The 19,606-nt window shown below is 70.2% G+C and carries 21 protein-coding genes and 1 pseudogene; 13 read left to right on the forward strand and 9 right to left on the reverse strand.

The genetic code is table 11. The features are described 5' to 3' along the window. A partial coding sequence (locus tag CCR97_RS28720) for an MBL fold metallo-hydrolase (RefSeq protein WP_201160133.1) occupies window positions 1–803 on the forward strand: 803 nt, incomplete at its 5' end. Between the two features lie 171 nt (window positions 804–974). Here the strand turns inward: CCR97_RS28720 and CCR97_RS28725 are convergent. Beyond that, entirely contained in the window at window positions 975–2,240 is a 1,266-nt protein-coding gene (locus CCR97_RS28725; RefSeq protein WP_170145753.1) for an alpha/beta hydrolase family protein, read from the reverse strand. Window positions 2,241–2,388: 148 nt separating this feature from the next. Then, entirely contained in the window at window positions 2,389–2,751 is a 363-nt protein-coding gene (locus CCR97_RS28730; RefSeq protein WP_111356443.1) for a hypothetical protein, read from the reverse strand. A 110-nt stretch (window positions 2,752–2,861) separates the two neighbouring features. On the opposite strand from CCR97_RS28730, the gene CCR97_RS28735 reads away from it, so the two are divergent. The 4 genes from CCR97_RS28735 (at window position 2,862) to CCR97_RS28750 (ending at window position 5,554) form a co-directional block, all read left to right on the forward strand. Beyond that, window positions 2,862–3,326 (forward strand): SRPBCC family protein, encoded by a 465-nt coding sequence (locus tag CCR97_RS28735; protein ID WP_111356444.1) that lies wholly within the window; start codon window positions 2,862–2,864, stop codon window positions 3,324–3,326. A 35-nt stretch (window positions 3,327–3,361) separates the two neighbouring features. After that, complete coding sequence (gene pcaD, locus CCR97_RS28740; protein WP_111356445.1) at window positions 3,362–4,141, forward strand: 3-oxoadipate enol-lactonase; 780 nt, start codon at window positions 3,362–3,364, stop codon at window positions 4,139–4,141. Window positions 4,142–4,544: 403 nt separating this feature from the next. Next, the gene (locus tag CCR97_RS28745) at window positions 4,545–5,027 is read left to right on the forward strand and encodes a BLUF domain-containing protein (RefSeq protein ID WP_111356446.1); all 483 of its coding nucleotides are present in this window, start codon (window positions 4,545–4,547) and stop codon (window positions 5,025–5,027) included. Window positions 5,028–5,161: 134 nt separating this feature from the next. Beyond that, window positions 5,162–5,554, forward strand: coding sequence for a hypothetical protein (locus CCR97_RS28750; RefSeq protein WP_146618692.1), 393 nt, complete (start codon window positions 5,162–5,164; stop codon window positions 5,552–5,554). 16 nt (window positions 5,555–5,570) lie between these two features. On the opposite strand, the gene CCR97_RS28755 is transcribed toward CCR97_RS28750, so the two are convergent. Together CCR97_RS28755 and CCR97_RS28760 are read right to left on the reverse strand one after the other, a co-directional pair. Continuing rightward, entirely contained in the window at window positions 5,571–6,512 is a 942-nt protein-coding gene (locus tag CCR97_RS28755) for a helix-turn-helix domain-containing protein (RefSeq protein WP_111356447.1), read from the reverse strand. Window positions 6,513–6,663: 151 nt separating this feature from the next. Then, entirely contained in the window at window positions 6,664–6,969 is a 306-nt protein-coding gene (locus tag CCR97_RS28760) for a hypothetical protein (protein ID WP_111356448.1), read from the reverse strand. A 456-nt stretch (window positions 6,970–7,425) separates the two neighbouring features. Here CCR97_RS28760 and CCR97_RS28765 point away from each other — a divergent pair, with 456 nt between their 5' ends. From CCR97_RS28765 to CCR97_RS28790, 6 genes are all read left to right on the forward strand, one after another. Next, window positions 7,426–8,343 carry an ABC transporter permease subunit gene (locus tag CCR97_RS28765; RefSeq protein WP_111356449.1) on the forward strand — a complete coding sequence of 306 codons (918 nt, stop codon included), beginning with the start codon at window positions 7,426–7,428 and terminating at the stop codon, window positions 8,341–8,343. A 252-nt stretch (window positions 8,344–8,595) separates the two neighbouring features. Next, window positions 8,596–9,969 carry a high-affinity branched-chain amino acid ABC transporter permease LivM gene (gene livM, locus CCR97_RS28770; RefSeq protein WP_111360430.1) on the forward strand — a complete coding sequence of 458 codons (1,374 nt, stop codon included), beginning with the start codon at window positions 8,596–8,598 and terminating at the stop codon, window positions 9,967–9,969. Continuing rightward, window positions 9,969–10,874, forward strand: a complete 906-nt coding sequence (locus CCR97_RS28775) for an ABC transporter ATP-binding protein (protein WP_111360429.1) — start codon at window positions 9,969–9,971, stop codon at window positions 10,872–10,874. Before livM ends, CCR97_RS28775 begins: the two co-directional genes overlap by 1 nt. A gap of 297 nt (window positions 10,875–11,171) precedes the next feature. Then, window positions 11,172–11,918 (forward strand): ABC transporter ATP-binding protein, encoded by a 747-nt coding sequence (locus CCR97_RS28780; RefSeq protein WP_111358559.1) that lies wholly within the window; start codon window positions 11,172–11,174, stop codon window positions 11,916–11,918. A gap of 153 nt (window positions 11,919–12,071) precedes the next feature. Further along, window positions 12,072–12,401, forward strand: coding sequence for a DUF6867 family protein (locus CCR97_RS28785; RefSeq protein WP_111358558.1), 330 nt, complete (start codon window positions 12,072–12,074; stop codon window positions 12,399–12,401). Window positions 12,402–12,606: 205 nt separating this feature from the next. Next, window positions 12,607–13,773 carry a branched-chain amino acid ABC transporter substrate-binding protein gene (locus tag CCR97_RS28790; RefSeq protein WP_111358557.1) on the forward strand — a complete coding sequence of 389 codons (1,167 nt, stop codon included), beginning with the start codon at window positions 12,607–12,609 and terminating at the stop codon, window positions 13,771–13,773. A gap of 177 nt (window positions 13,774–13,950) precedes the next feature. On the opposite strand, the gene CCR97_RS28795 is transcribed toward CCR97_RS28790, so the two are convergent. The 4 genes from CCR97_RS28795 to CCR97_RS28810 form a co-directional block, all read right to left on the reverse strand. After that, window positions 13,951–14,367 carry a four-helix bundle copper-binding protein gene (locus CCR97_RS28795; RefSeq protein ID WP_111358556.1) on the reverse strand — a complete coding sequence of 139 codons (417 nt, stop codon included), beginning with the start codon at window positions 14,365–14,367 and terminating at the stop codon, window positions 13,951–13,953. A 654-nt stretch (window positions 14,368–15,021) separates the two neighbouring features. Further along, window positions 15,022–15,198 (reverse strand): light-harvesting antenna LH1, alpha subunit, encoded by a 177-nt coding sequence (gene pufA / locus CCR97_RS28800; RefSeq protein WP_111358555.1) that lies wholly within the window; start codon window positions 15,196–15,198, stop codon window positions 15,022–15,024. Window positions 15,199–15,216: 18 nt separating this feature from the next. After that, window positions 15,217–15,360 (reverse strand): light-harvesting antenna LH1, beta subunit, encoded by a 144-nt coding sequence (gene pufB / locus CCR97_RS28805; protein ID WP_111358560.1) that lies wholly within the window; start codon window positions 15,358–15,360, stop codon window positions 15,217–15,219. 859 nt (window positions 15,361–16,219) lie between these two features. Further along, entirely contained in the window at window positions 16,220–16,963 is a 744-nt protein-coding gene (locus CCR97_RS28810; protein WP_111358554.1) for a cytochrome c biogenesis CcdA family protein, read from the reverse strand. Between the two features lie 154 nt (window positions 16,964–17,117). Here CCR97_RS28810 and CCR97_RS28815 point away from each other — a divergent pair, with 154 nt between their 5' ends. Continuing rightward, entirely contained in the window at window positions 17,118–18,113 is a 996-nt protein-coding gene (locus CCR97_RS28815; RefSeq protein ID WP_111358553.1) for a P1 family peptidase, read from the forward strand. A gap of 191 nt (window positions 18,114–18,304) precedes the next feature. Here CCR97_RS28815 and CCR97_RS28820 read toward each other — a convergent pair whose 3' ends face one another. After that, window positions 18,305–19,078: an enoyl-CoA hydratase-related protein gene (locus tag CCR97_RS28820; protein WP_111358552.1), complete on the reverse strand. Its 774-nt coding sequence runs from the start codon at window positions 19,076–19,078 to the stop codon at window positions 18,305–18,307. A gap of 252 nt (window positions 19,079–19,330) precedes the next feature. Here CCR97_RS28820 and CCR97_RS28825 point away from each other — a divergent pair. Continuing rightward, window positions 19,331–19,606 (forward strand): annotated as a pseudogene (locus CCR97_RS28825) (hypothetical protein); the annotation flags it as partial.

The raw sequence follows: 19,606 nt of genomic DNA on the forward strand, positions 1-19,606 counted from the left end.
GCCTCGCCCGCACCTTCCGAGCCACGCTCGCCGATCAGCTCGGCAAGCCGATCCGCGCCGTCGTCAACACGCATTATCACCTCGATCACGTGGCCGGGAACGGCGTGTTCGCCGGCAGCGTGCCGATCATCGCGCACGAGCGCACGGCGGAGGCCTTCGCGACGCTGCTCGGCGCCAATGGCGGCCAGGGCTGGACCGTGACCGACCTGCCGACCAAGTCGGCGCTCTGCTACGGCGAGAACTTTTCCGAGCTGGTCGCCGAGGATGCGCCGGCGCGGGCCGAGGCGAACCGGCGCCTGTCGGAGCCCGGCTACGAGCGCATCACCATCGTGCCGCCGACCCACACCTTCTCGGACCGCTTCGCCTTCCATCTGCCCGACGAGGTGGTGCGGCTGTGCTACTTCGGGCCTGCCCATTGTGACGGCGACGTCGTCGTGCATCTGGAGAACGCCCGCGTCGTCTTCATGGGCGACCTGTTCTTCCGCGGCCGCTTCCCCTGGCTCGGCGACTGCGATCTCGACGGCTGGATCCGAGTGCTCGACTGCGTGCTGTCGTTCGAGATCGACACCGTGATCCCGGGGCACGGCCCGCCCGGCACGCTGCACGACATCGCGGCGTTTCGTGATCTGCTCACCGCGCTGCGCGACGCGGTGGCGGCCGCGATCCGCGCCGGCGCGTCCGAGGACGAGGCCGTCCGCAAGGTCCGCCTGCCCCGCTACGAGGCCCTGCCGCGCTACGCCGAATGGATCGGCGCCGACGTCCGCAGCGCCTACCGGTATCTCAAGGGCAAGCGGTTCGGGTGAGGCCGCAGCCTCGTGTCCCGGGCGCGATGCAGCGCGACGCGACAGCGTCGTGATGCGTCGCAGACCCGGGACCCATGAAGCGTTACCGCAGTAACCGCAGCACCAAACTGGGCCCCGGCTCACCATGCATCCGGCCCTTGGCCGGCTGCATGGCGTCCGGGGCACGAGGCATCACATCCCCGTCTTCTCGATCTGCCCGGTCGATCGCACGAACCAGCGCTCGCTCGGCATCGGCTTGCCGTTCAGGCGGTCGAGCAGCCAGTCGGCGATCATGGTGGTGGGGAACGGGCCGAGATTGGTCGCCGGTACGTTGCCGACCGAGTGGCGCGAGTCCTGATAGACGACGAAGCGCTTCGGTCCCTTCAGCGCGGCGAGCAGGCGCTCGGAGTTTTCGAGCGGCGAGAGCTCCTCGCACTCGCCGGCGACGCACAGATACGGCACCGTGATCTTCTCGGCGTGTCCTTCCCACGTGATGCTCGGGCGGAACGCGTCGAATTCGTCCTCGTCGGCGATGCCGGCCATGTACATGAAGCGCTTCTTGAAGGTCGGGCAGGCCTGCTGGAAGATCGTCTCGCCGCCCGGCTCGTGGCACACCGACATCACGGCGCAGGCTTTCACGCGCGGCTCGTTGGCCGTCAGGATGGTGCCGAAGAACGAGCCGAACGAGATCGCCGAGACGGCGATCCGGTCGGGATCGACCTCCCGCCGGGCGACCAGCCACTCGACGATCGGCTTGCCGGCCGCGGCCCAGCGGTCGGTCGAGAAATAGATGCCGAGGATCGGCGCCTCGTACTGGCCGGGTCCGTCGATCGCCAGCACGGCGAAGCCGCGGGCGAGGAAGCGGTCGTTGGCGAGCGCCACCTGGGCTTCCTTGAAGCTGTCCATGCCAGGCACCGCGATCACCACCGGCAGGCGGCCGCCCGTGTAGCCCGGCGGCAGGTGGAACCAGGCCGGCAGCGCCTTGCCCTCGAACGGGATCCACACCGCCTCGACCCGATGGTCGGCGAGCGCCGCATATTTGGTGAAGCACTCGCGCTTGCGGGCGTTGCAGGCGAGATTGGGCGCGTCGTTGCGGTCGTAGGGCCACTGCGCCGCGGCCCAGTGCACGGCCGCCATGTAGTAGTTGTCGCGCGCCGTCACGAGATGGCCCTCGGCCTCGGCCGCCTGCGCCTTCGCCTCGCGTCGCTTGGCCACCGCCTCGAAGGCCGGGCCGATGTCGGCCATCTTCTTCACCTTCTCGCGGATGCCGGCGAAGTCGGCGTTCGCCTCGGTGCCGCAGGGGCCGTTGAGATAGACCGAGCGCGGCTGGTCCCAGTCGATGCCGTTCGCCCGGACGATGTTGTCGATCACCCAGCGCTGCTCGGAGAAGCGCCGCACATGCGGCTCGTCCCGCATGTCGGGAACAGCACCGGCATGCAGATCGGTCGGCTGATTCATGGTCGGATCCTTGGACGGGTTTTTGCGCGGGCGGGCCGCGGGGCGGGACGGCGAGGAGATACGGTCGGCGGAGCGAGCTGAGCAGCAGCCTCGGGACGCGGGTCGGAGGACGGCGCGCCCGCGGGCGCGCCGCAGCGCCGTGTGGCGATCAGGACTTCTTGCGCGATGCCTTGCTGCCCTTGCCCATGCACGCGTCGATGTCGTTGGCGCGCGCATTGGCGCCGAGGCTCGGCTTCTTGGCGTAGGATTGGGCACAGCAGCGCCGGTACGAGGCGGGCCCGTACTGGCAGACGATGCCGCCCTGGGCGACGGCCGGGCGGGTGTCGACGAGCGTGAGGGCGAAGGCGACGAGAAGCGCGGCCGCGAGGCCGGCCGACCAGGAGACGACCACCATCAGGTTCCTCCGTTGCAGCGTGTCCGACCCGTTGTCGTTGTTGGCGAGGTCGTGCCGGTTCGACCGCCGGTGGCGGCCCGGCCGTCGCGGCCCATCGCGGGCGCCATGGTAGAGCATGTCGGAGGCGTCCGGACAGCCCCCTTTCCTCGGCCGGAACCGGCCCTATGATGGCGCCCGCGCGCCGGGCCGCCCGACGCGGACCCCCGACGCGAGATGGAGTGTGGCCGATGGCGATGACGATGACCGGCGAGGTGGAGCTGCCCGCCGCGCGCGAGACCGTGTGGGACAAGCTCAACGACCCCGAGGTGCTGCGCGTCTGCATCCCCGGCTGCGAGATGCTCGACCGCCTGTCGGAGACCGAGTTCCAGGCCATCGCCGTCACCAAGATCGGGCCCGTCAAGGCGCGCTGGAAGGGCAAGGTGAAGCTCACCGATCTCGACCCGCCGAACGGCTACCGCATCTCCGGCGAGGGCGAGGGCGGCGTCGCCGGCTTCGCCAAGGGCGGCGCCGTGGTGGCGCTCGCCGAGAAGGACGGCGGCACCGTCCTGTCCTACAACGTCGAGGCGCAGATCGGCGGCAAGCTCGCCCAGCTCGGCCAGCGGCTGGTCGCCGGCGCCTCGAAGAAGATGGCCGACGAGTTCTTCACCAAGTTCGCGGCCGCCGTCTCGCCGCCGCCCGAGGCGGGCGCTTAACGGACGGGCGGCGCGGCACGCACGGGGGATCGCAGATGCCGGAGATCGTGTCGGAGGGCTGCGCCCTCCATGTCGAGGTCGAGGGGCCGGCCGACGCCCCCGTCGTGATGTTCTCCAACTCGCTCGGCACCGACCTGACGATGTGGGATCCGCAGGTGGCGCCGTTCACGCGGCACTTCCGCGTGGTGCGCTACGATCGCCGCGGCCACGGCCGCTCGGGCGTCACGCCCGGCCCCTACTCGATCGAGATGCTGGGCCGCGACGCGCTCGCCATCATGGACGGGCTCGGGCTCGACAAGGTCCACTGGGTCGGGCTGTCGATGGGCGGCATGGTCGGCCAGTGGCTCGGCGCCAACGCGCCGCAGCGCCTGGGCAAGCTGGTGCTCGCCAACACCTCGAGCTTCATGCCCGACAAGCAGCCGTGGCACGACCGCATCGCGACAGTGCGGGCCGGCGGCCTCGCCGCCATCGTCGACAAGGTGATGGGCATCTGGTTCACCCAGGATTTCCGCGACGCCGATCCGGCCGCCGTGGAGACGATCCGCACGGTGTTCCTGAAGACCCCGGTCGACGGCTACATCGCCAACTGCGAGGCGGTGCGCGACATGGACCAGCGCGATCTGCTCGACAGGATCGCGGTGCCGACCCTGGTGGTCGCCGGGCGCTTCGACCAGTCGACCCCGATCGAGGCGAACGACTTCATCCGCCGCAAGGTGCCGGGCGCTCAGCTCACCATTCTGGATTCGGCGCACATCTCGAACATCGAGCAGGCCGCGGCCTTCAACACCGAGGTGCTGGGCTTCCTCGTGTCGTGAGACGTGAACCACCTGATTACTTCGTGGTCATTCCGGGGCGGCGCACTCGGGCCGGCGCTTCGCGCCGCCCGAGCACAGGCTCCGCGCCGAACCCGGAATCCAGCCGAAAACTCGGAGTTTGCCGCTGGATTCCGGGTTCGCGGCTTTGCCGCGCCCCGGAATGACGGTGAGCTGATAGACGTGATGCTCTCGCGCAACGCCTCTAAACCTTTCGTAGCAGCGCGCCCGCCCGTCCGGGCGGTTTCTTCAGACTTGTCATACCAACACGCGAGAAAGCGTGCGGTGCAGCGCATTTTGTCGATGGATCGTGGTGCACCGCCGCGGGACTTCGCCTTCGGCTTGTGGTAGCGCTCGGGCGTCGAGGACGGGCCGCCGGGACTCCGTCGCAATCGAGGAGACCCCCATGAGCCTGCTTCGTGTCGTCTATTACAGCCGTCAGCGCGTCGGCCGCAGCCGCGAGACCATCACGGATCAGCTCGCCGACATCCTGCAGGCGTCGATCGCCAACAACCGCCAGCACGGCATCACGGGCGCCATGATCCTCGATCATCGCTGGGTCGTGCAGGTGCTCGAAGGCCGCACCAGCGCCGTCACCACGGCGTATCAGCGCATCGCCTGCGACGCGCGCCATTCCGACATCGTGCTGGCGGACCAGACCGAGATCGACGAGCGCCGCTTCCCCTACTGGTGGATGGCCGGGGCCGCGATCGAGCCCGACATGGACGAGCTGGTCCGCCGCTGGTGCGGCGACAGCGGTTTCGACCCGAGCCGCATGGCGCCGCGCCGGCTGGTCGATCTCACCGAGGCGGTGGTGACGGCCTACATGGAGCGCACCCCGATGCCGGTGATGCGCCGCGCCGGCGCGCCCGTGCAGCCGCAGGCCTAGAGCGACTTCGCCGCGAGTCGACCCGGGCGCCGCGGCCATCGCCGCGGCGGCGCTGACACGTCGGGAAAAATTTCGATCACACGACCGCCAAGAACGCCTATTAAGGAGCCCTCGACAGAACTCGAGGTGCTGACGTGAAGACGAAGACGACGATCGCGGTCGGCGTGACCGCCGTGATGAGCCTGGCTGGCCTTCTCGCGAGCGCTCCGGCGCTTGCCCAGATCGCGGCGCCGAGCCTAGACATCGGCGGCAAGACCAGGACGCTGACCTCGGAAGAGATCGAGAAGCAGAAGGCGATCGACGAGGCCTACAGCCGGACCGTCAAGCAGATGCCGGCGAGCAAGCCGGTCGTGGTCGATCCCTGGGGCAACGTGCGGGATGCGCCCTCGTCCGCGACGACGCCGGCCCAGAAGCCGGCCCCGAAGGCCGCCGCCGCCAAGCCGCAAGCCGCGAAGCCCCCGGCCGCTAAGCCGGCACCGGCGCAGCCGGTCGGCTCCTCCGCCGCGGCGGGTCAGCCGGCGCGGTAGACCGAGCGACGTCCCCTCACCCGCCGCCCTGCTCGCGGAACGCCTGCGGCGTCATCCCGGTCTGCTTGCGGAAGAAGCGGGTGAAGTGCGACGGGTCGGCGAAGACGAGGTCGAAGCCGATCTCGTGGATGGGCTGCGTCGTGAACACGAGCTGCCGCTTCGCCTCGGTGACGACGCGCTGGCGAATCAGGTGGCCGGCCGTGACGCCGGTGGCGCGCTTGACGTGGTCGTTGAGCCGGTCGACCGTCATGGCGAGCTTGTCGGCATAGAAGGCGAGCTGCCGTTCGGTCCGGAAATGCGCCTCGACGAGACCGCGCAGCGCCTCGACGACGGGCGCGGCGGACGCGAGCGACGGGGCGGACCGCGCCGTGCCGTGCGCCTGCGCCCGCTCCCGCCCGGCGGCGAGACGGGCCACCGCGATGGCGATCAGCGCGACATGGGCGCGCAGCGCCAGCCGGTAGCCCTCGCGGGCCCAGACGTGCTCCTCGTTCAGCGCCCGGAACAGCGCCGCGATGCGGGCCGCCTCGGCCGCGTCGGCGATCGGCACTACCGGATCGGCGGCGAGTGCGCGCAGCCGCGCCAGCGATTCGCCCGAGCGCTCGCCGAGCCCCTGCGCCACGTCCTCGGTGAAGGTGACGACGAAGCCCTCGGTCTCGCCGGGGCGGAAGCGAAAGCCGTGCGCCACGGTCGCCGGCACCAGGATGGCGCAGGGCGCCGCGAAGGCGCGGGTCGTCGCCTCGTGGCTCATGTCGCCGCCGCCCGAGGCGATCAGCAGGATCTGGAAGAGGTTGCGGTGCCGGTGCGCCCGGATCGTCCAGGCGTGGCGGGTCGAGCGCGACGAGATCGTCTCGACATGGACGAAGTCGAACGCCTGGTCCTCCGGCGGATCGCCGTAAAGGTGGAACAGCGGCAGCGCCGTCGCGGGGGCGGTCGCGGCGAAAGCGGTCACGGGGGTCATGCCGTCAGCTTACGTCAGTCCCGCGCGGTCCGGAATGCGACGTTCGGAATAGCACGCCAGGCGGCCGCGGACGTGTCGCCTCGTGACGCGGCCCCCGGCACGAGGGAAAGCCCCGCCGCGCTGCGGCGGAGCCCCCCGAAAAGCGCGTCGGTCAGCGCTGGCCGTGCTGGCCGCCCGAACCGTGCTGGCCGGACCCGCCGGGATGGCCCTGCTGCGACTGCTGGCGCTGCTGATCGGGGCGGCGCTCGCCCTGCTGCTGCTGGTTCTGCTGCGCCTGGTCGCGGCGCTGCCCGCCCTGCTGCTGGCGGTCGGCCTGGCCGTGCTGGCCCTGATGCTGCTGGTGCTGGCCCTGCTGGTGCTGGCCCTGCTGGTGCTGCTGCCCCTGGTGACCCGGCTGTTGCTGCCCCTGCTGATGCTGACCCTGGTTCTGGTGCGAGGTCCTGGTGTCCTGCGTCATGTGACGTCCTTCCGTTGTCCAGCCCGGGACAAAGTTGGACGGCAAATTGCGTCAGGATCAAGACGTACGAGCGTATAACAAGTTCGTGATTCACCCGTGATCGCATCGGAGACTGTATACGATCCATTCTCGTCTTCACTGCGCCGCCCCTTTTTCATGACTTCCCCCGCCTTCGACACATCGCCACGGGACTCGTCGTCGCACCGGCGGACGAATACTTCCTGCTGCTGTCGCGACCACCGGCCGACGGCGCCGCGCGGCGGCCCGCATCGCCGCGCATGACGGCGCCGCGCCGCGCCGACCGCCGTCGGGCATCCTCCTTGCAAGGCGCTCCGGGACGGCGGCGCCGATCGGGGCCCGCGGGAAGATTCCCGCGACACGATCGAGCGTTGCCGGGCCGGGGGGCCACTGTTAAAGGTGGCGAGGTCATCCTGCGCGAGGGGGCGGCAGCAGCGGATGGACGTCTTCGTTCAGCAACTGATCAACGGGATCACGCTCGGGTCGATCTACGGGCTGATCGCGATCGGCTACACGATGGTGTTCGGCATCATCGGCATGGTGAACTTCGCGCATGGCGACGTCTTCATGGTGTCGGCCTTCTTCGCGCTCATCGCCTTCCTGGTGCTCACCTCGTGGATCGGCATCGGCTCGATCACGCTGGCGCTCCTGATCGTGCTGATCGTCGCCATGGTGCTGACCTCGGTGCTCAACTGGGGGATCGAGCGGCTCGCCTATCGCCCCTTGCGGGGCTCCTTCCGGCTCGCCCCGCTGATCTCGGCGATCGGCATGTCGATCTTCCTGTCGAACTTCGTCCAGGTGGCGCAGGGGCCGCGCAACAAGTCGATCCCGCCGCTGCTGCGCGGCGAGTTCGTGCTGATGGACGCCTCGGGCTATCAGGTCACCCTGTCCTACAAGCAGATCATGGTTTGGGTCGTCACCGCCGCGCTGCTCGCGGCGTTCTGGTGGGTGGTCAGCCGCACAGCGCTCGGCCGCGCCCAGCGCGCCTGCGAGCAGGACCAGAAGATGGCGGCGTTGCTCGGCGTCGACGTCGACCGCACCATCTCGATCACCTTCGTGATCGGCGCCGCGCTCGCCGCCGTGGCCGGCACCATGTACCTGATGTATTACGGCGTCATCAATTTCGCCGACGGCTTCACGCCCGGCGTGAAGGCGTTCACGGCGGCCGTGCTGGGCGGCATCGGCTCGCTGCCCGGGGCGGTGATCGGCGGCCTGCTGATCGGCCTCGTCGAGACCCTGTGGTCGGCCTACTTCTCGATCGACTACAAGGACGTCGCCGCCTTCTCGATCCTCGCCATCGTGCTGATCTTCCTGCCCCAGGGCCTGCTCGGCCGGCCCGAGGTGGAGAAGGTGTGACGATGCCTGCGGCTCCGTCGCCGACCCTGACTGCCGGATCGCGTCCCGCGCCAACTCCGAGCAGCGCACCGGTCTTCCTTCTCCCCGCGCGCGGGGAGAAGGTGGCTCGTCGCGCAGCGGCGAGTCGGATGAGGGGGTGCCTCCGAACCGCAAAGACTCGCGGAGACGCCCCCTCACCCGGGCTTCGCGCTTGCGGCGCGAACCCCGGCCTCTCCCCGCGTGCGGGGAGAGGTGAAGCGAACGAGGCGCCGCATGAGTGACGCGGGAGCCGGCGGGACGGCGATGCGCGCCGTCAAGGATGCGGGCGTGTGGGGCGCCGTGGCGCTCGCCGTGTTCGTGCCGCTGATCGGCCTGCAGGCCGTGCAGGACATCCGCGGCGAGCTGGTGCTGGAGACCCGCTGGCCGCTGCTCGCCGTGCTGGTCGCCATGGTGGTCGCGGGCAGCCTCCTGAACACGCTGCTGATCACGCCGTGGCGCGAGCGCCGCGCCCGGCGCGTCCCGGCCGCCCGGACCGTCGCGGCGACACGCCTCGCCGCCGCCTTCGGCCGCTGGTTCCCGCCCTTCGCGATCGGCTTCGTCGTCGTCTTCCCGTTCCTCGCCCTGTGGCTCACCGGCTTCCAGGGCGCCGTGAAGTGGATCGACAATTTCGGCATCCAGATCCTGATCTACGTGATGCTCGGCTTCGGCCTGAACATCGTGGTCGGGCTCGCCGGCCTCCTCGATCTCGGCTACGTCGCCTTCTACGCGGTCGGCGCCTACTCCTATGCGCTGCTGGCGAAGGAGTTCGGCTTCTCGTTCTTCACGCTGCTGCCGCTCGCCGGCATCCTGGCGGCGTTCTGGGGCATCCTGCTCGGCTTCCCGGTGCTGCGGCTGCGCGGCGACTATCTCGCCATCGTCACGCTCGCGTTCGGCGAGATCATCCGGCTCGTGCTGATCAACTGGGTGCCGGTCACCAACGGCTATGCCGGCATCAGCGGCATCCCGCGGCCGACCTTCTTCGGCATCCCGTTCAACGCCTCCGACGAGGGCTTCGCGGCCGTGTTCGGGCTGCCGTTCTCGCCGATCTATCGGGGCATGTTCCTCTACTACATCATCCTGGCGCTCGCCCTCCTCACCGCCTTCGTGACGGTGCGGCTGCGCCGCCTGCCGATCGGTCGCGCCTGGGAGGCGCTGCGCGAGGACGAGATCGCCTGCCGCTCGCTCGGCATCGACACGACCGCGACCAAGCTCACCGCTTTCGCGATCGGCGCCATGTTCGGCGGCTTCGCCGGCTCGTTCTTCGCCGCCCGGCAGGGCTTCATCTCGCCGGAGAGCTTCACCTTCATGGAGTCGGCCACCATCGTCGCCATCGTGGTGCTGGGCGGCATGGGCTCGCAGATCGGCGTCGCCATCGCGGCGGTCGCGATGATCGGCGGCACCGAGCTGTTGCGCGAGCTCGACTTCCTGAAGGAGATCTTCGGCCGCGAGTTCGATCCTACCCAGTACCGCATGCTGCTGTTCGGCTTCGGCATGGTGGTGATCATGATCTGGAAGCCGCGCGGCCTGATCTCGACGCGCTCGCCCTCGGTGTTCCTGAAGGAGCGCAAGGCCGTGTCGGGCTCGCTCGTCAAGGAGGGCCACGGCTGATGTCGGCGGCTCCCGCCCTCCTCAAGGTCGAGCACCTCACCATGAGATTCGGCGGCCTCGTGGCCGTCAACGATCTCGGCTTCACGGCGCGGCGCGGCGAGATCACGGCGCTGATCGGGCCGAACGGCGCCGGCAAGACGACCGTGTTCAACTGCATCACCGGCTTCTACAAGCCGACCGAGGGCCGCATCGCCGTGGTGCACGGCGAGCCTGCGCTGTGGGACGAGCTCGAGCCGCTGACCCGGCGCGGCGACCGCCATGTGCGGCTGGCGAACGGCGGCCTCTATCTGCTCGAGCGCATGCCCGATTATCTGGTGTCGCGCCACGCCAAGGTCGCCCGCACGTTCCAGAACATCCGCCTGTTCTCCGGCATGACCGTGCTGGAGAACCTGATGGTGGCCCAGCACGCGCCGCTGATGCTGGCGTCCGGCTTCACGGTGCTGGGCGTGCTGGGGCTCGGCGGCTACGGCCACGCCGAGCGGGCCGCGATCGACAAGGCGAAGCACTGGCTCGAGCTGACCGGCCTCCTCGACCGCGCCGACGAGCCGGCCGGCGCCCTGCCCTACGGCGCGCAGCGGCGACTGGAGATCGCCCGCGCCATGTGCACGGACCCGGTGCTGCTGTGCCTCGACGAGCCGGCCGCCGGCCTCAATCCGCGCGAGAGCGCCGCCCTCAACGACCTGATCCTGGCGATCCGCGACCGCCACGACACCTCGGTGCTGCTGATCGAGCACGACATGTCGGTGGTGATGGAGATCTCCGACCACGTCGTCGTGCTCGACTACGGCATCAAAATCGCCGACGGCACGCCCGAGGAGGTCCGCAACGACCCGAAGGTGATCGCCGCCTATCTCGGCGTCGCCGACGACGAGGTCGAGGCGGTCGAGGCGGAGGTCGGGCTGTGACGGTGATGCTCATCTGGTGCCCGGTCTCGGACGACGGCGCCGCCCTTCCCTCGCCCCGCTTGCGGGGTCGCGCTCTTGCGCGACATGAGGGTGGCTCGGACCGCAGGTCCGAGACGGGTGAGGGGGCGTCTCCGCGAGTCTCTGCTTTGCGGCGACGCCCCCTCACCCGGAGCCCCCGCTCACGCGCGGGCTCCGACCTCTCCCCGCACGCGGGGAGAGGTTCAGCGTCGCGCGCGGGGAGAGGTTCGGCGCCGTGCGCTTGCGCCGGCGCTGCACGAGAGAACGAGGACCTGTCTCATGGCTGAGCCGCTGCTCGCCGTGCGCGGCGTGACGACGTTCTACGGGAGCATCATGGCGCTCAAGGGCGTCGATCTCGACGTCGCCGAGGGCGAGATCGTCACCCTGATCGGCGCCAACGGGGCCGGCAAGTCGACCCTGATGATGACGATCTGCGGCAACCCGCGCGCCCGCGAGGGCCGCATCGTCTTCGACGGCCGCGACATCACGCAGCTGCCGACCCACGAGATCGCCCGCCTGCGCATCGCCCAGTCGCCCGAGGGACGGCGCATCTTCGGCCGCATGACCGTGCTGGAGAATCTCCAGATGGGCCTGGTCGCGGCCGGGCGCGACGCCGATCCGGGCGAGCTCGACCGCGTACTCGCCTTCTTCCCGCGGCTCGCCGAGCGCATCGGCCAGCGCGGCGGCACGCTGTCGGGCGGCGAGCAGCAGATGCTCGCCATCGCCCGCGCCCTGATGAGCAAGCCGCGGCTGCTGCTGCTCGACGAGCCCTCGCTCGGCCTCGCGCCGCTGATCGCGCAAGCCATCTTCGACATCGTGAAGGAGCTGAACCGCTCGCGCGGCCTGACCGTGTTCCTGGTCGAGCAGAACGCCTTCCATGCGCTGAAGCTCGCCCACCGCGCCTATGTGATGGTCAACGGCACCATCACCATGACGGGCTCGGGCCGCGAGCTTCTGGAGCGGCCCGAGGTGAAGGCCGCCTATCTCGAAGGCGGCCGCCGCGAGGCCGCGACGACGGGGCACTAGCGGACTATCGAAGCTCCGTCTTCGTCATTCCGGAAGCCGCGAAGCGGCTGTCCGGAATCCAGCAACGAGGACGGCGGATGTGGCTGGATTCCGGGTTCGCGCGTTCCGCGCGCCGCGGAATCACCGAGTGAGCTGACGGTCGAGGGTCCCGACATGCAAGGCCTGCTCTACGAGGAAAACTCCTTCGCCGTGTTCCTGCTGGTCACGCTGGTGCTCGGCGGCGCCGGGGCGTGGCTGTCGGGGCGCGCCATCGCGCTGACCTGGCGCCCCTGGTGGATGGCGGCGCTCGCCATGCTGCTGCTCGGCGCGGCGGTGCGCTTCGTCCATTTCGCCCTGTTCGACGGGACGCTGCTGTCGCCCTATTTCTATGCAATCGATGCCGCGATCCTGATCGTGATCGCGCTCGCAGGCTTTCGCGCGACGCGGCGGCGACAGATGGCGCGGCAATACGGCTTCCTGCTCGCGCCGATCGCGCCGGAGTGAGGGCCGCGGGGTCGATCGCGGCGAGGCTGCCCCGGTGTCTCGCGCCAGCGCCGGCGCGGCACAGCGCCGCGGGGGGCCGCCCGGCCGGCGGCCGAGTTGCCGGATGACTTTCGAAGGCGATTCCGTATCAAATACGGCCATCGTGCCGGCCGTGACGGCGCCGCAGCGCCGCCGAGCCAGTCCCTACCTTGCAGGAGGATGATCGATGATCCACGCCAGGACGCAGGTCCTCGGACTAGGCCTCGCGCTCGCCCTCGCGGGCGGCCTCGCCGCCACCGGAGCCGCGCAGGCGCAGATCCGCATGGGCGTCGGCGGACCGATGACGGGCGGCAGCGCCGCCTTCGGGGCGCAGCTCAAGCAGGGCGTCGAGCAGGCCGTCCAGGACATCAACGCGGCCGGCGGCATCATGGGCCAGAAGATCGAGCTCTCGGCCGGCGACGACCGCGGCGATCCCAAGGAGGGCGTCTCGGTCGCCAACAAGTTCGCCGCCGACGGCATCAAGTTCGTGGTCGGCCACTTCAACTCCGGCGTCACCATGCCGGCGTCCGAGGTCTATCAGGACAACGGCATGCTGGCGATCACGCCGGCCGCCACCAACCCGAAGATCACCGAGCGCAAGATGTGGAACATGTTCCGCGTCTGCGGCCGCGACGACCAGCAGGGCGGCATGGCCGGCGCCATCATCGCCGACAAGTTCAAGGGCAAGCGCGTCGCCGTCGTCCACGACAAGACGACCTACGGCCAGGGGCTCGCCGACGAGACCCGCAAGGCGATGAACGCCAAGGGCATCAAGGAGGTGCTCTACGAGGGCGTCAACAAGGACGACAAGGACTTCACGGCGCTGGTCTCCAAGCTCAAGGCGGCCAATCCGGACCTCGTCTACTGGGGCGGCCTGCACGACACCGGCGGCCTGATCCTGCGCCAGATGCGCGACCAGGGCGTCAAGGCGCCGCTGATGGGCGGCGACGGCCTCGCCGACGACGAGTTCGCCTCGATCGCCGGGCCGGGCGCCGAGGGCACGCTGATGACCTTCTCGCCCGATCCGCGCACCAACCCGAAGAACAAGGCGATCGTCGAGGCCTTCCGCAAGCGCGGGTTCGAGCCGCAGGCCTACACGCTCTACAGCTACGCCATCGTGCAGATCATGAAGGCGGCGATCGAGGAAGCGAAGTCGACCGACCCCAAGAAGGTCGCCGCCGTGCTGGCCACCGGCAAGCCGTTCGACACCGTGCTCGGCACGCTCGCCTTCGACAAGAAGGGCGACATCTCCAACGACGGCTATCTGGTCGACGGCAAGAAGAAGGACCGCTACGTCCTCTACGTCTGGAAGAAGGGCCCGGACGGCAAGCTCTCCTACTTCGAGGCGGAGTAGCTCCGGCCGACGCGATTGTGCGCCGAGCACCCCGCGTCTGAACAAAGTCGCGCCCAACGATCGAGCCGCCGGAGCCCTGCTCCGGCGGCTTTCGTTTCAGCCCTTTCGGTGCTGCGCCCTGATCGGCTGCTGCTCCAGCGATGCGATCGCGCGAAAGCGCGCATCGGAACGGCCCGATCAATGCGCGACGGTGCGCACCGCGTCGTTGCAGGCCCGCTCGCAGGCCCGGCAGGCCTCCGCACAGACCCGGCAATGAGCGTGATGGCCGGCGTGGCGCTCGCACTCGGCGGCGCACGCGCTGCAGGCGAGCGCGCAGGTGCCGAGCTGGCTCGCCAGCACGGCCTCGTTGGCGCCGGTGCGGCGGCTCGCCAGCGCGCCGGTGGCGAGGCAGACGTCGGCGCAGTCGAGGTCGAGACGGATGCACTGGCGGAGCTGGTCGACCATGTCCTCCCCCAGGCAGGCGTCGGCGCAGGCCGTGCAGGCCTGGGCACAGGCCCAGCAGGCCTCGATGCAGCGGACGAGCGCATCGTTGGCCGTGCCGCGGACGTCGGGATGGCTGCGGATCATCTCGCGGATGGTCTCTTCGGCATGCATTGGACTGGCTCCCGGGTTCGGAGCGGCCTCGGCCGACGTCGCCTCGCACTCCGCTCGGTCCCGCCAAGGCGGGACGAGCGGACATCGCGACCGATGCGTCACGACAACAAACCGCTCCGGATGTGACGGGCCGCAGGTCGGGTGACGGCGCGCCACCCGGCGTCTGCGCCCGAACGTCAACCCGGCATCGAGGCGACGGTTTCGCCCCGGTGCGGCGTCGTCCGTCCGGCTCCGGACGGTCCGACCGTCGCAGACCCTCGAGACCGGCGCGGTGCTCGCTGCGAGCGCAGGAGCGGAAGCGAAGCAGCCGAACCGACGATGGGCGCCGCAGCGGAACCGGCCCCGAGCCGACACGGTCCTGAAACGACACGGTCCTAAAACGACACCGCTGAAACGAAAACGGGCGCCGAAGCGTGCTTCGGCACCCGTGATCCGGTAGTAAGGTCATCACCACCAATCAGCCAACGCTTCCCGGCAGCGACGACTGCCGGACGGCGCAGGGCTGACGCGTGAACGCCGAAGCGCCACGCGTCACCTCGTCTGGACGGCAAAAAGCCCTCCGGACGATGCGGGCGGAGACGGTCCGGAGACCGCCACCCCCCGCCTGCGCGCGCTCCTCGAAAAGAGGAGAAGCGCCGAAGACGGGAAGAAGAGTTACTTCTTCTCGGCGTAGATCTTGTCGGCGATCGACAGGTGGCTGTAACGCGGGTGCGTCAGCACGAGCGCGTGGATCGCGACGGCGACCACGAGGGCCGCGATCCAGATCACGGGCAGCCAGGTCGACGGATTGAGGACCAGCCAGATCTTGTAGTCGTCTTGCGGGTTCGACATAGCCTAATCCCCTCTCGCTCAGTACCAGGGCTTCCAGGCCCACACGAGAACGTGGGCGAGGACGCAGATCACCATGAAGGCCGTGAAGGTGGTCTTGAACTGGGCGTGGAACTCGAGCGCCTCCTCCTCGGTGAGGCCGGACAGGCTTCGATTTTCAGCCATCTGTATACCCTCCATTGAGGTGGCCGCGGTTCGTCGCTGCAAACGTCCCGCATGCCGGGTTTTGCCGTAGCGTGCGCCACGGCGGTCATTCCGCCCGATTGCATCGGGGGAATACTGGATCGAGAACGTGCGCCAGGAGTCCTTCCAGTCGACGTCGTTGAGCCACCGCGCGAATGGCCTCGCCCAGCCGACCACGTCCTCGTTGAACTTGAAGTCCGTCATCAGTGTCCCACTGTCGGCGGCCGGTCGCCCGACCCGCCGTACATCGCGAGCCCCGCTGCCGGTCGCCCGCATGAAACTCGCCACGCGTACACCGCCGTGGAGGACCGGATCCGTCGTGCCCGCTCCGCGCGTGCGCCGAACCGTCCGGCGCCGAACGCGGTCACGTCAGACCCTGCCATTCACGCCCGGGCTCGCGTCGAGCCGGGCGTCTGTCGTCTGGCCGCCTCACGTCGTCGTTTTCATCAGTCCAGTGTAATGCTACCTTTACATATCGGAGTGTCAACGAGGGCCAATACGTAATTTCCCGCGGCTACCCACCATCCCCCTGGGCAGTATCGACGGAGGGATGTGTACCGGCAGCGTAATCCGGGCCGGAGTCGCTGCAGCGCAACGATCGGTAGCAGCGCGCGGGACCGACGGCGGTTGCGGGACCTATCCGGGCGGACTACCGCCCCGTCTGGTCCGTCAGCCTGACACGACGCCGCACGGTCGATCTGTCGCGCCCGCCCTGACACGACTCTGCGAAACGGCCGTCCGAGTCTGCCGCGCGAACCGGGCCGCGCGTGGCCGCGCGGGCCGCGGATGAATGCGGGAGGATCGAGTCAGGGAGGCCTGCGGCGGGGGAGTCCGGACCGGCTCAGCCGATGGTGCCGAGCACCGGGAACCACTCGAGCAGCAGGAAGCTCACCTGGTTGACGAGGCCGAACAGGAAGGCGAGCCCGGTGAGCACCAGCAGCACTCCCATGCCCTTCTCGACCATGCCGAGATGCCGCTTGAAGCGGGCCAGGAAGGCCGCGAAGGGCTCGACCGCGAAGGCCGCGGCGAGGAACGGCAGGCCGAGCCCGGCCGAGTAGACGGCGAGCAGCGCGGCGCCCTTGAGCACCGTCTCCTTGGTGCCGGCGACGGCCAGGATGGTGGCCAGGATCGGCCCGATGCACGGCGTCCAGCCGAACGCGAAGGCGAGCCCCATCACATAGGCCCCCCACAAGCCGACCGGCCGCGCCATGGTCGGCCGCTTCTCGCGCATCAGGAAAGCGACCCGGGTGAGCCCGAGGAAATGCAGCCCCATGGCAATGATGACGAGGCCGGCGACGATCGAGAGCACGTCCGAATAGGCGCGCAGGAGCCGTCCGATCACGCTGGCGCTGGCGCCGAGAGCGACGAACACGGTCGAGAACCCGGCGACGAACAGGAGCGCCGCCAGCACGGTGCCGCGCCGGTCGCGCGCCGGACGGCCCTCGGCGACCGCGGCGGCGCCCGCCCGCTCCATCGAGGTCCCGGCCAGGTAGACGAGATAGGGCGGCACCAGGGGCAGCACGCAGGGGCTCAGGAAGCTCACCACGCCGGCCAGGAGGGCCCACAGGAAGGAGACGTCGGTCATGCCGCCGTGATGCGCCGGCCGCGTCCACAAGGCAAGCGCCCCGCCGCCGCGGGCGATCCCCCGCCTTCTCGTGGCCCGCGCCCGCGCGGTTGACCCTCCGGGCGAATCCCTGTCGGCTGCCGCCGCCCGAAGGCCGACCACGAAGGGACCGCGGATGACGAGAAACCTGCTTACCGACGTCGCCGGCCTCTCGGTCGGCAGCGCCGACGACGCGCGGCTCGCCTCAGGCGTCACCTGCGTGCTGTTCGACGCGGCGGCCGTGGCGGCCTGCGACGTGCGCGGCGGCGGGCCGGGCACCCGCGAGACCGACCTCCTGGCGCTCGGCCGCACCGTCGAGCGGGTCGACGCGCTGGTGCTCTCGGGCGGCTCCGCCTTCGGGCTCGACGCGGCGAGCGGCGTCCAGGCTTTCTTGCGCGAGCAGGGGCGTGGCTTCGCGGTCGGGGCGATGCGGGTGCCGATCGTGCCCGGCGCGGTGCTGTTCGACCTCCTCAACGGCGGCGACAAGGCGTGGGGACGCTTCCCGCCCTATCGCGAGCTCGCCTATGCGGCGGCCGCCGCGGCGACGGCCGAAGACTTCGCGCTGGGCAGCGTCGGCGCCGGGCTCGGCGCTACCACCGTCGACCTGAAGGGCGGGCTCGGCTCGGCCTCGGCCGTCACCGAGGACGGCGTCACGGTCGCGGCGCTCGCCGCCGTCAACGCCTGCGGCGGCGCCGTGATCGGCGGCGGCCCGTGGTTCTGGGCCGGGGCGGTCGAGCGCGACGGCGAGTATGGCGGCCACGGCCTGCCGCAGCGGGTGCCGGCCGCGGCGCTGACGCCGCGAACCAAGGGCATGCCGGGGCAGAACACCACGCTGGTGATCGTCGCCACCGACGCGATCCTCGACCGCTCGCAGGCGCAGCGCCTCGCCGTGATGGCGCAGGACGGCTTCGCCACCGCCCTCTATCCGGTCCACACGCCGCTCGACGGCGACATCGTGTTCGCCGCGGCGACCGGCCGGGTCGCCCTGCCCGACCCGGTGTTCGCCCTCACGCGGCTCGGCGCCGTCGCGGCCCAGGTGGTCGCCCGCGCCATCGCCCGCGGCGTTTTTGAAGCGACCGCCCTGCCCTTCCCCGACGCGCTGCCGGCCTACCGGGATCGCTTTAAGGGGTGAGTGATCAAGGGCCGTCGCGCCGCCTGCTCGGTCTCGTGCCCCGGACAAGGCGCGGCAGGCCGCAGGCCTGATGCGCCGCAGAGCCGGGGCCCAGGGGCCGCACGAGCGGCCGCACGACGGGTGGTCTCGCCCGATCGCCCCTGGGTCCCGGTTCGCGGCGCGTTGCGCCGCCCCCGGGACACGAAGCCTCCTCACCGGAAGCGCGGCTTGCGCTTCTCCTTGAAGGCGGCGACGCCCTCCTTCGACTCCTCGGTCTCGTAGAACAGGCCGACCGCCTGCATGCCGAGCGCCGAGATGCCGCGGATCGACTCCGAATCCGCGTTGAAGGCGCGCTTGGCGAGCGCGAGCGCGGTCGGGCTCAGCGCCAGGATCTCCTCGCACCAGCGCGCCACCTCGGCGTCGAGCGCGTCGTGCGGGACGACCGCGTTGACGAGCCCCATCTCCAGCGCCTGCGCGGCCGTGTAGCGCCGGCACAGGAACCAGATCTCTCGCGCCTTCTTCTCGCCCACCACGCGGGCCAGGTAGGCTGTCCCAAAACCCGGATCGACCGAGCCGACCTTCGGCCCGACCTGGCCGAACACGGCGCGGTCGGACGCGATGGCGAGGTCGCAGCAGGTGACCAGCACGTTGCCGCCCCCGATGGCGAAGCCGTTCACCCGCGCGATCACCGGCTTCGGCACGTCGCGGATGATGGTGTGCAGCTCCTCCAGCGGCAGCCCGATGGTGCCGCGCCCGCCATAGCCGCCTTCGTGCGAGGACTGGTCGCCGCCCGTGCAGAAGGCCTTGTCGCCCGCCCCGGTCAGCACGATCGCGCCGACCGCGCGGTCCCACCCGGCCGCCGTGAAGGCGGCGATCAGCTCCTCGACGGCCTCGGCCCGGAAGGCGTTGTACTTGTCCGGTCGCGCAATGGTGATGCGGGCGACCCCGTCGCGGGTCTCGACCGTGATATCCTGGAACTCCGGCATGCATTCCTCCCTGACCGCGGCCCGCGTCGGTGCCCCGTTCGAGGCCTAGCCGGCTCGGGCGAGTGTTGCAGATCCCGCGCAAGCCGGCCGAAACCCGCGCCGGCGGCCGTGTTTCCGCCCGGAACAGGTGAAATCGGTAAACGAATTCGGATAGCATGAACCACAGGTGGGTCTCGATCGACTGAGTCGCGCAGCGACGGAACGGGGACGTCCGGTCCGGCTACCGGCGAGCGAGCCAGAGGGGAACAGGCCATGCGCACCTACACAGTGGCAGCCGGTCTCGTCGTCGTGGCGATCGCCGGCTCGATTGGAATCGTATTCGCTCAGAAGGGCTTGCCCTGGCCGATGCCGGCCGGCACGCAGTCCTCCGCAGCGCCCGCGGCCCCGGCCGCTGCGCCCGTGACGACAGCCGCCACGACGGCCGTCGCCCCGGCCGAGCCGCGACCGGTGGTGCGGCAGGTGGTCAGCCCGGTGGCCGCGGCGTCCGCCGAAGCCCCGATCGTCGTCGCCCAGGCCGGCGCCACGCCG

It is taken from the genome of Rhodoplanes elegans, assembly GCF_016653355.1.
Lineage (GTDB): Bacteria > Pseudomonadota > Alphaproteobacteria > Rhizobiales > Xanthobacteraceae > Rhodoplanes > Rhodoplanes elegans.

Excerpts from the sequence above, each read along its gene's own strand:
- CCR97_RS28725 (WP_170145753.1), bottom strand. The coding sequence starts at position 2,240 with ATGAATCAGCCGACCGATCTGCATGCCGGTGCTGTTCCCGACATGCGG.
- CCR97_RS28730 (WP_111356443.1), bottom strand. The coding sequence starts at position 2,751 with ATGCTCTACCATGGCGCCCGCGATGGGCCGCGACGGCCGGGCCGCCAC.
- CCR97_RS28735 (WP_111356444.1), top strand. The coding sequence starts at position 2,862 with ATGGCGATGACGATGACCGGCGAGGTGGAGCTGCCCGCCGCGCGCGAG.
- pcaD (WP_111356445.1), top strand. The coding sequence starts at position 3,362 with ATGCCGGAGATCGTGTCGGAGGGCTGCGCCCTCCATGTCGAGGTCGAG.
- CCR97_RS28745 (WP_111356446.1), top strand. The coding sequence starts at position 4,545 with ATGAGCCTGCTTCGTGTCGTCTATTACAGCCGTCAGCGCGTCGGCCGC.
- CCR97_RS28755 (WP_111356447.1), bottom strand. The coding sequence starts at position 6,512 with ATGACCCCCGTGACCGCTTTCGCCGCGACCGCCCCCGCGACGGCGCTG.
- CCR97_RS28760 (WP_111356448.1), bottom strand. The coding sequence starts at position 6,969 with ATGACGCAGGACACCAGGACCTCGCACCAGAACCAGGGTCAGCATCAG.
- CCR97_RS28765 (WP_111356449.1), top strand. The coding sequence starts at position 7,426 with ATGGACGTCTTCGTTCAGCAACTGATCAACGGGATCACGCTCGGGTCG.
- livM (WP_111360430.1), top strand. The coding sequence starts at position 8,596 with ATGAGTGACGCGGGAGCCGGCGGGACGGCGATGCGCGCCGTCAAGGAT.
- CCR97_RS28775 (WP_111360429.1), top strand. The coding sequence starts at position 9,969 with ATGTCGGCGGCTCCCGCCCTCCTCAAGGTCGAGCACCTCACCATGAGA.
- CCR97_RS28780 (WP_111358559.1), top strand. The coding sequence starts at position 11,172 with ATGGCTGAGCCGCTGCTCGCCGTGCGCGGCGTGACGACGTTCTACGGG.
- CCR97_RS28785 (WP_111358558.1), top strand. The coding sequence starts at position 12,072 with ATGCAAGGCCTGCTCTACGAGGAAAACTCCTTCGCCGTGTTCCTGCTG.
- CCR97_RS28790 (WP_111358557.1), top strand. The coding sequence starts at position 12,607 with ATGATCCACGCCAGGACGCAGGTCCTCGGACTAGGCCTCGCGCTCGCC.
- CCR97_RS28795 (WP_111358556.1), bottom strand. The coding sequence starts at position 14,367 with ATGCATGCCGAAGAGACCATCCGCGAGATGATCCGCAGCCATCCCGAC.
- pufA (WP_111358555.1), bottom strand. The coding sequence starts at position 15,198 with ATGTCGAACCCGCAAGACGACTACAAGATCTGGCTGGTCCTCAATCCG.
- pufB (WP_111358560.1), bottom strand. The coding sequence starts at position 15,360 with ATGGCTGAAAATCGAAGCCTGTCCGGCCTCACCGAGGAGGAGGCGCTC.
- CCR97_RS28810 (WP_111358554.1), bottom strand. The coding sequence starts at position 16,963 with ATGACCGACGTCTCCTTCCTGTGGGCCCTCCTGGCCGGCGTGGTGAGC.
- CCR97_RS28815 (WP_111358553.1), top strand. The coding sequence starts at position 17,118 with ATGACGAGAAACCTGCTTACCGACGTCGCCGGCCTCTCGGTCGGCAGC.
- CCR97_RS28820 (WP_111358552.1), bottom strand. The coding sequence starts at position 19,078 with ATGCCGGAGTTCCAGGATATCACGGTCGAGACCCGCGACGGGGTCGCC.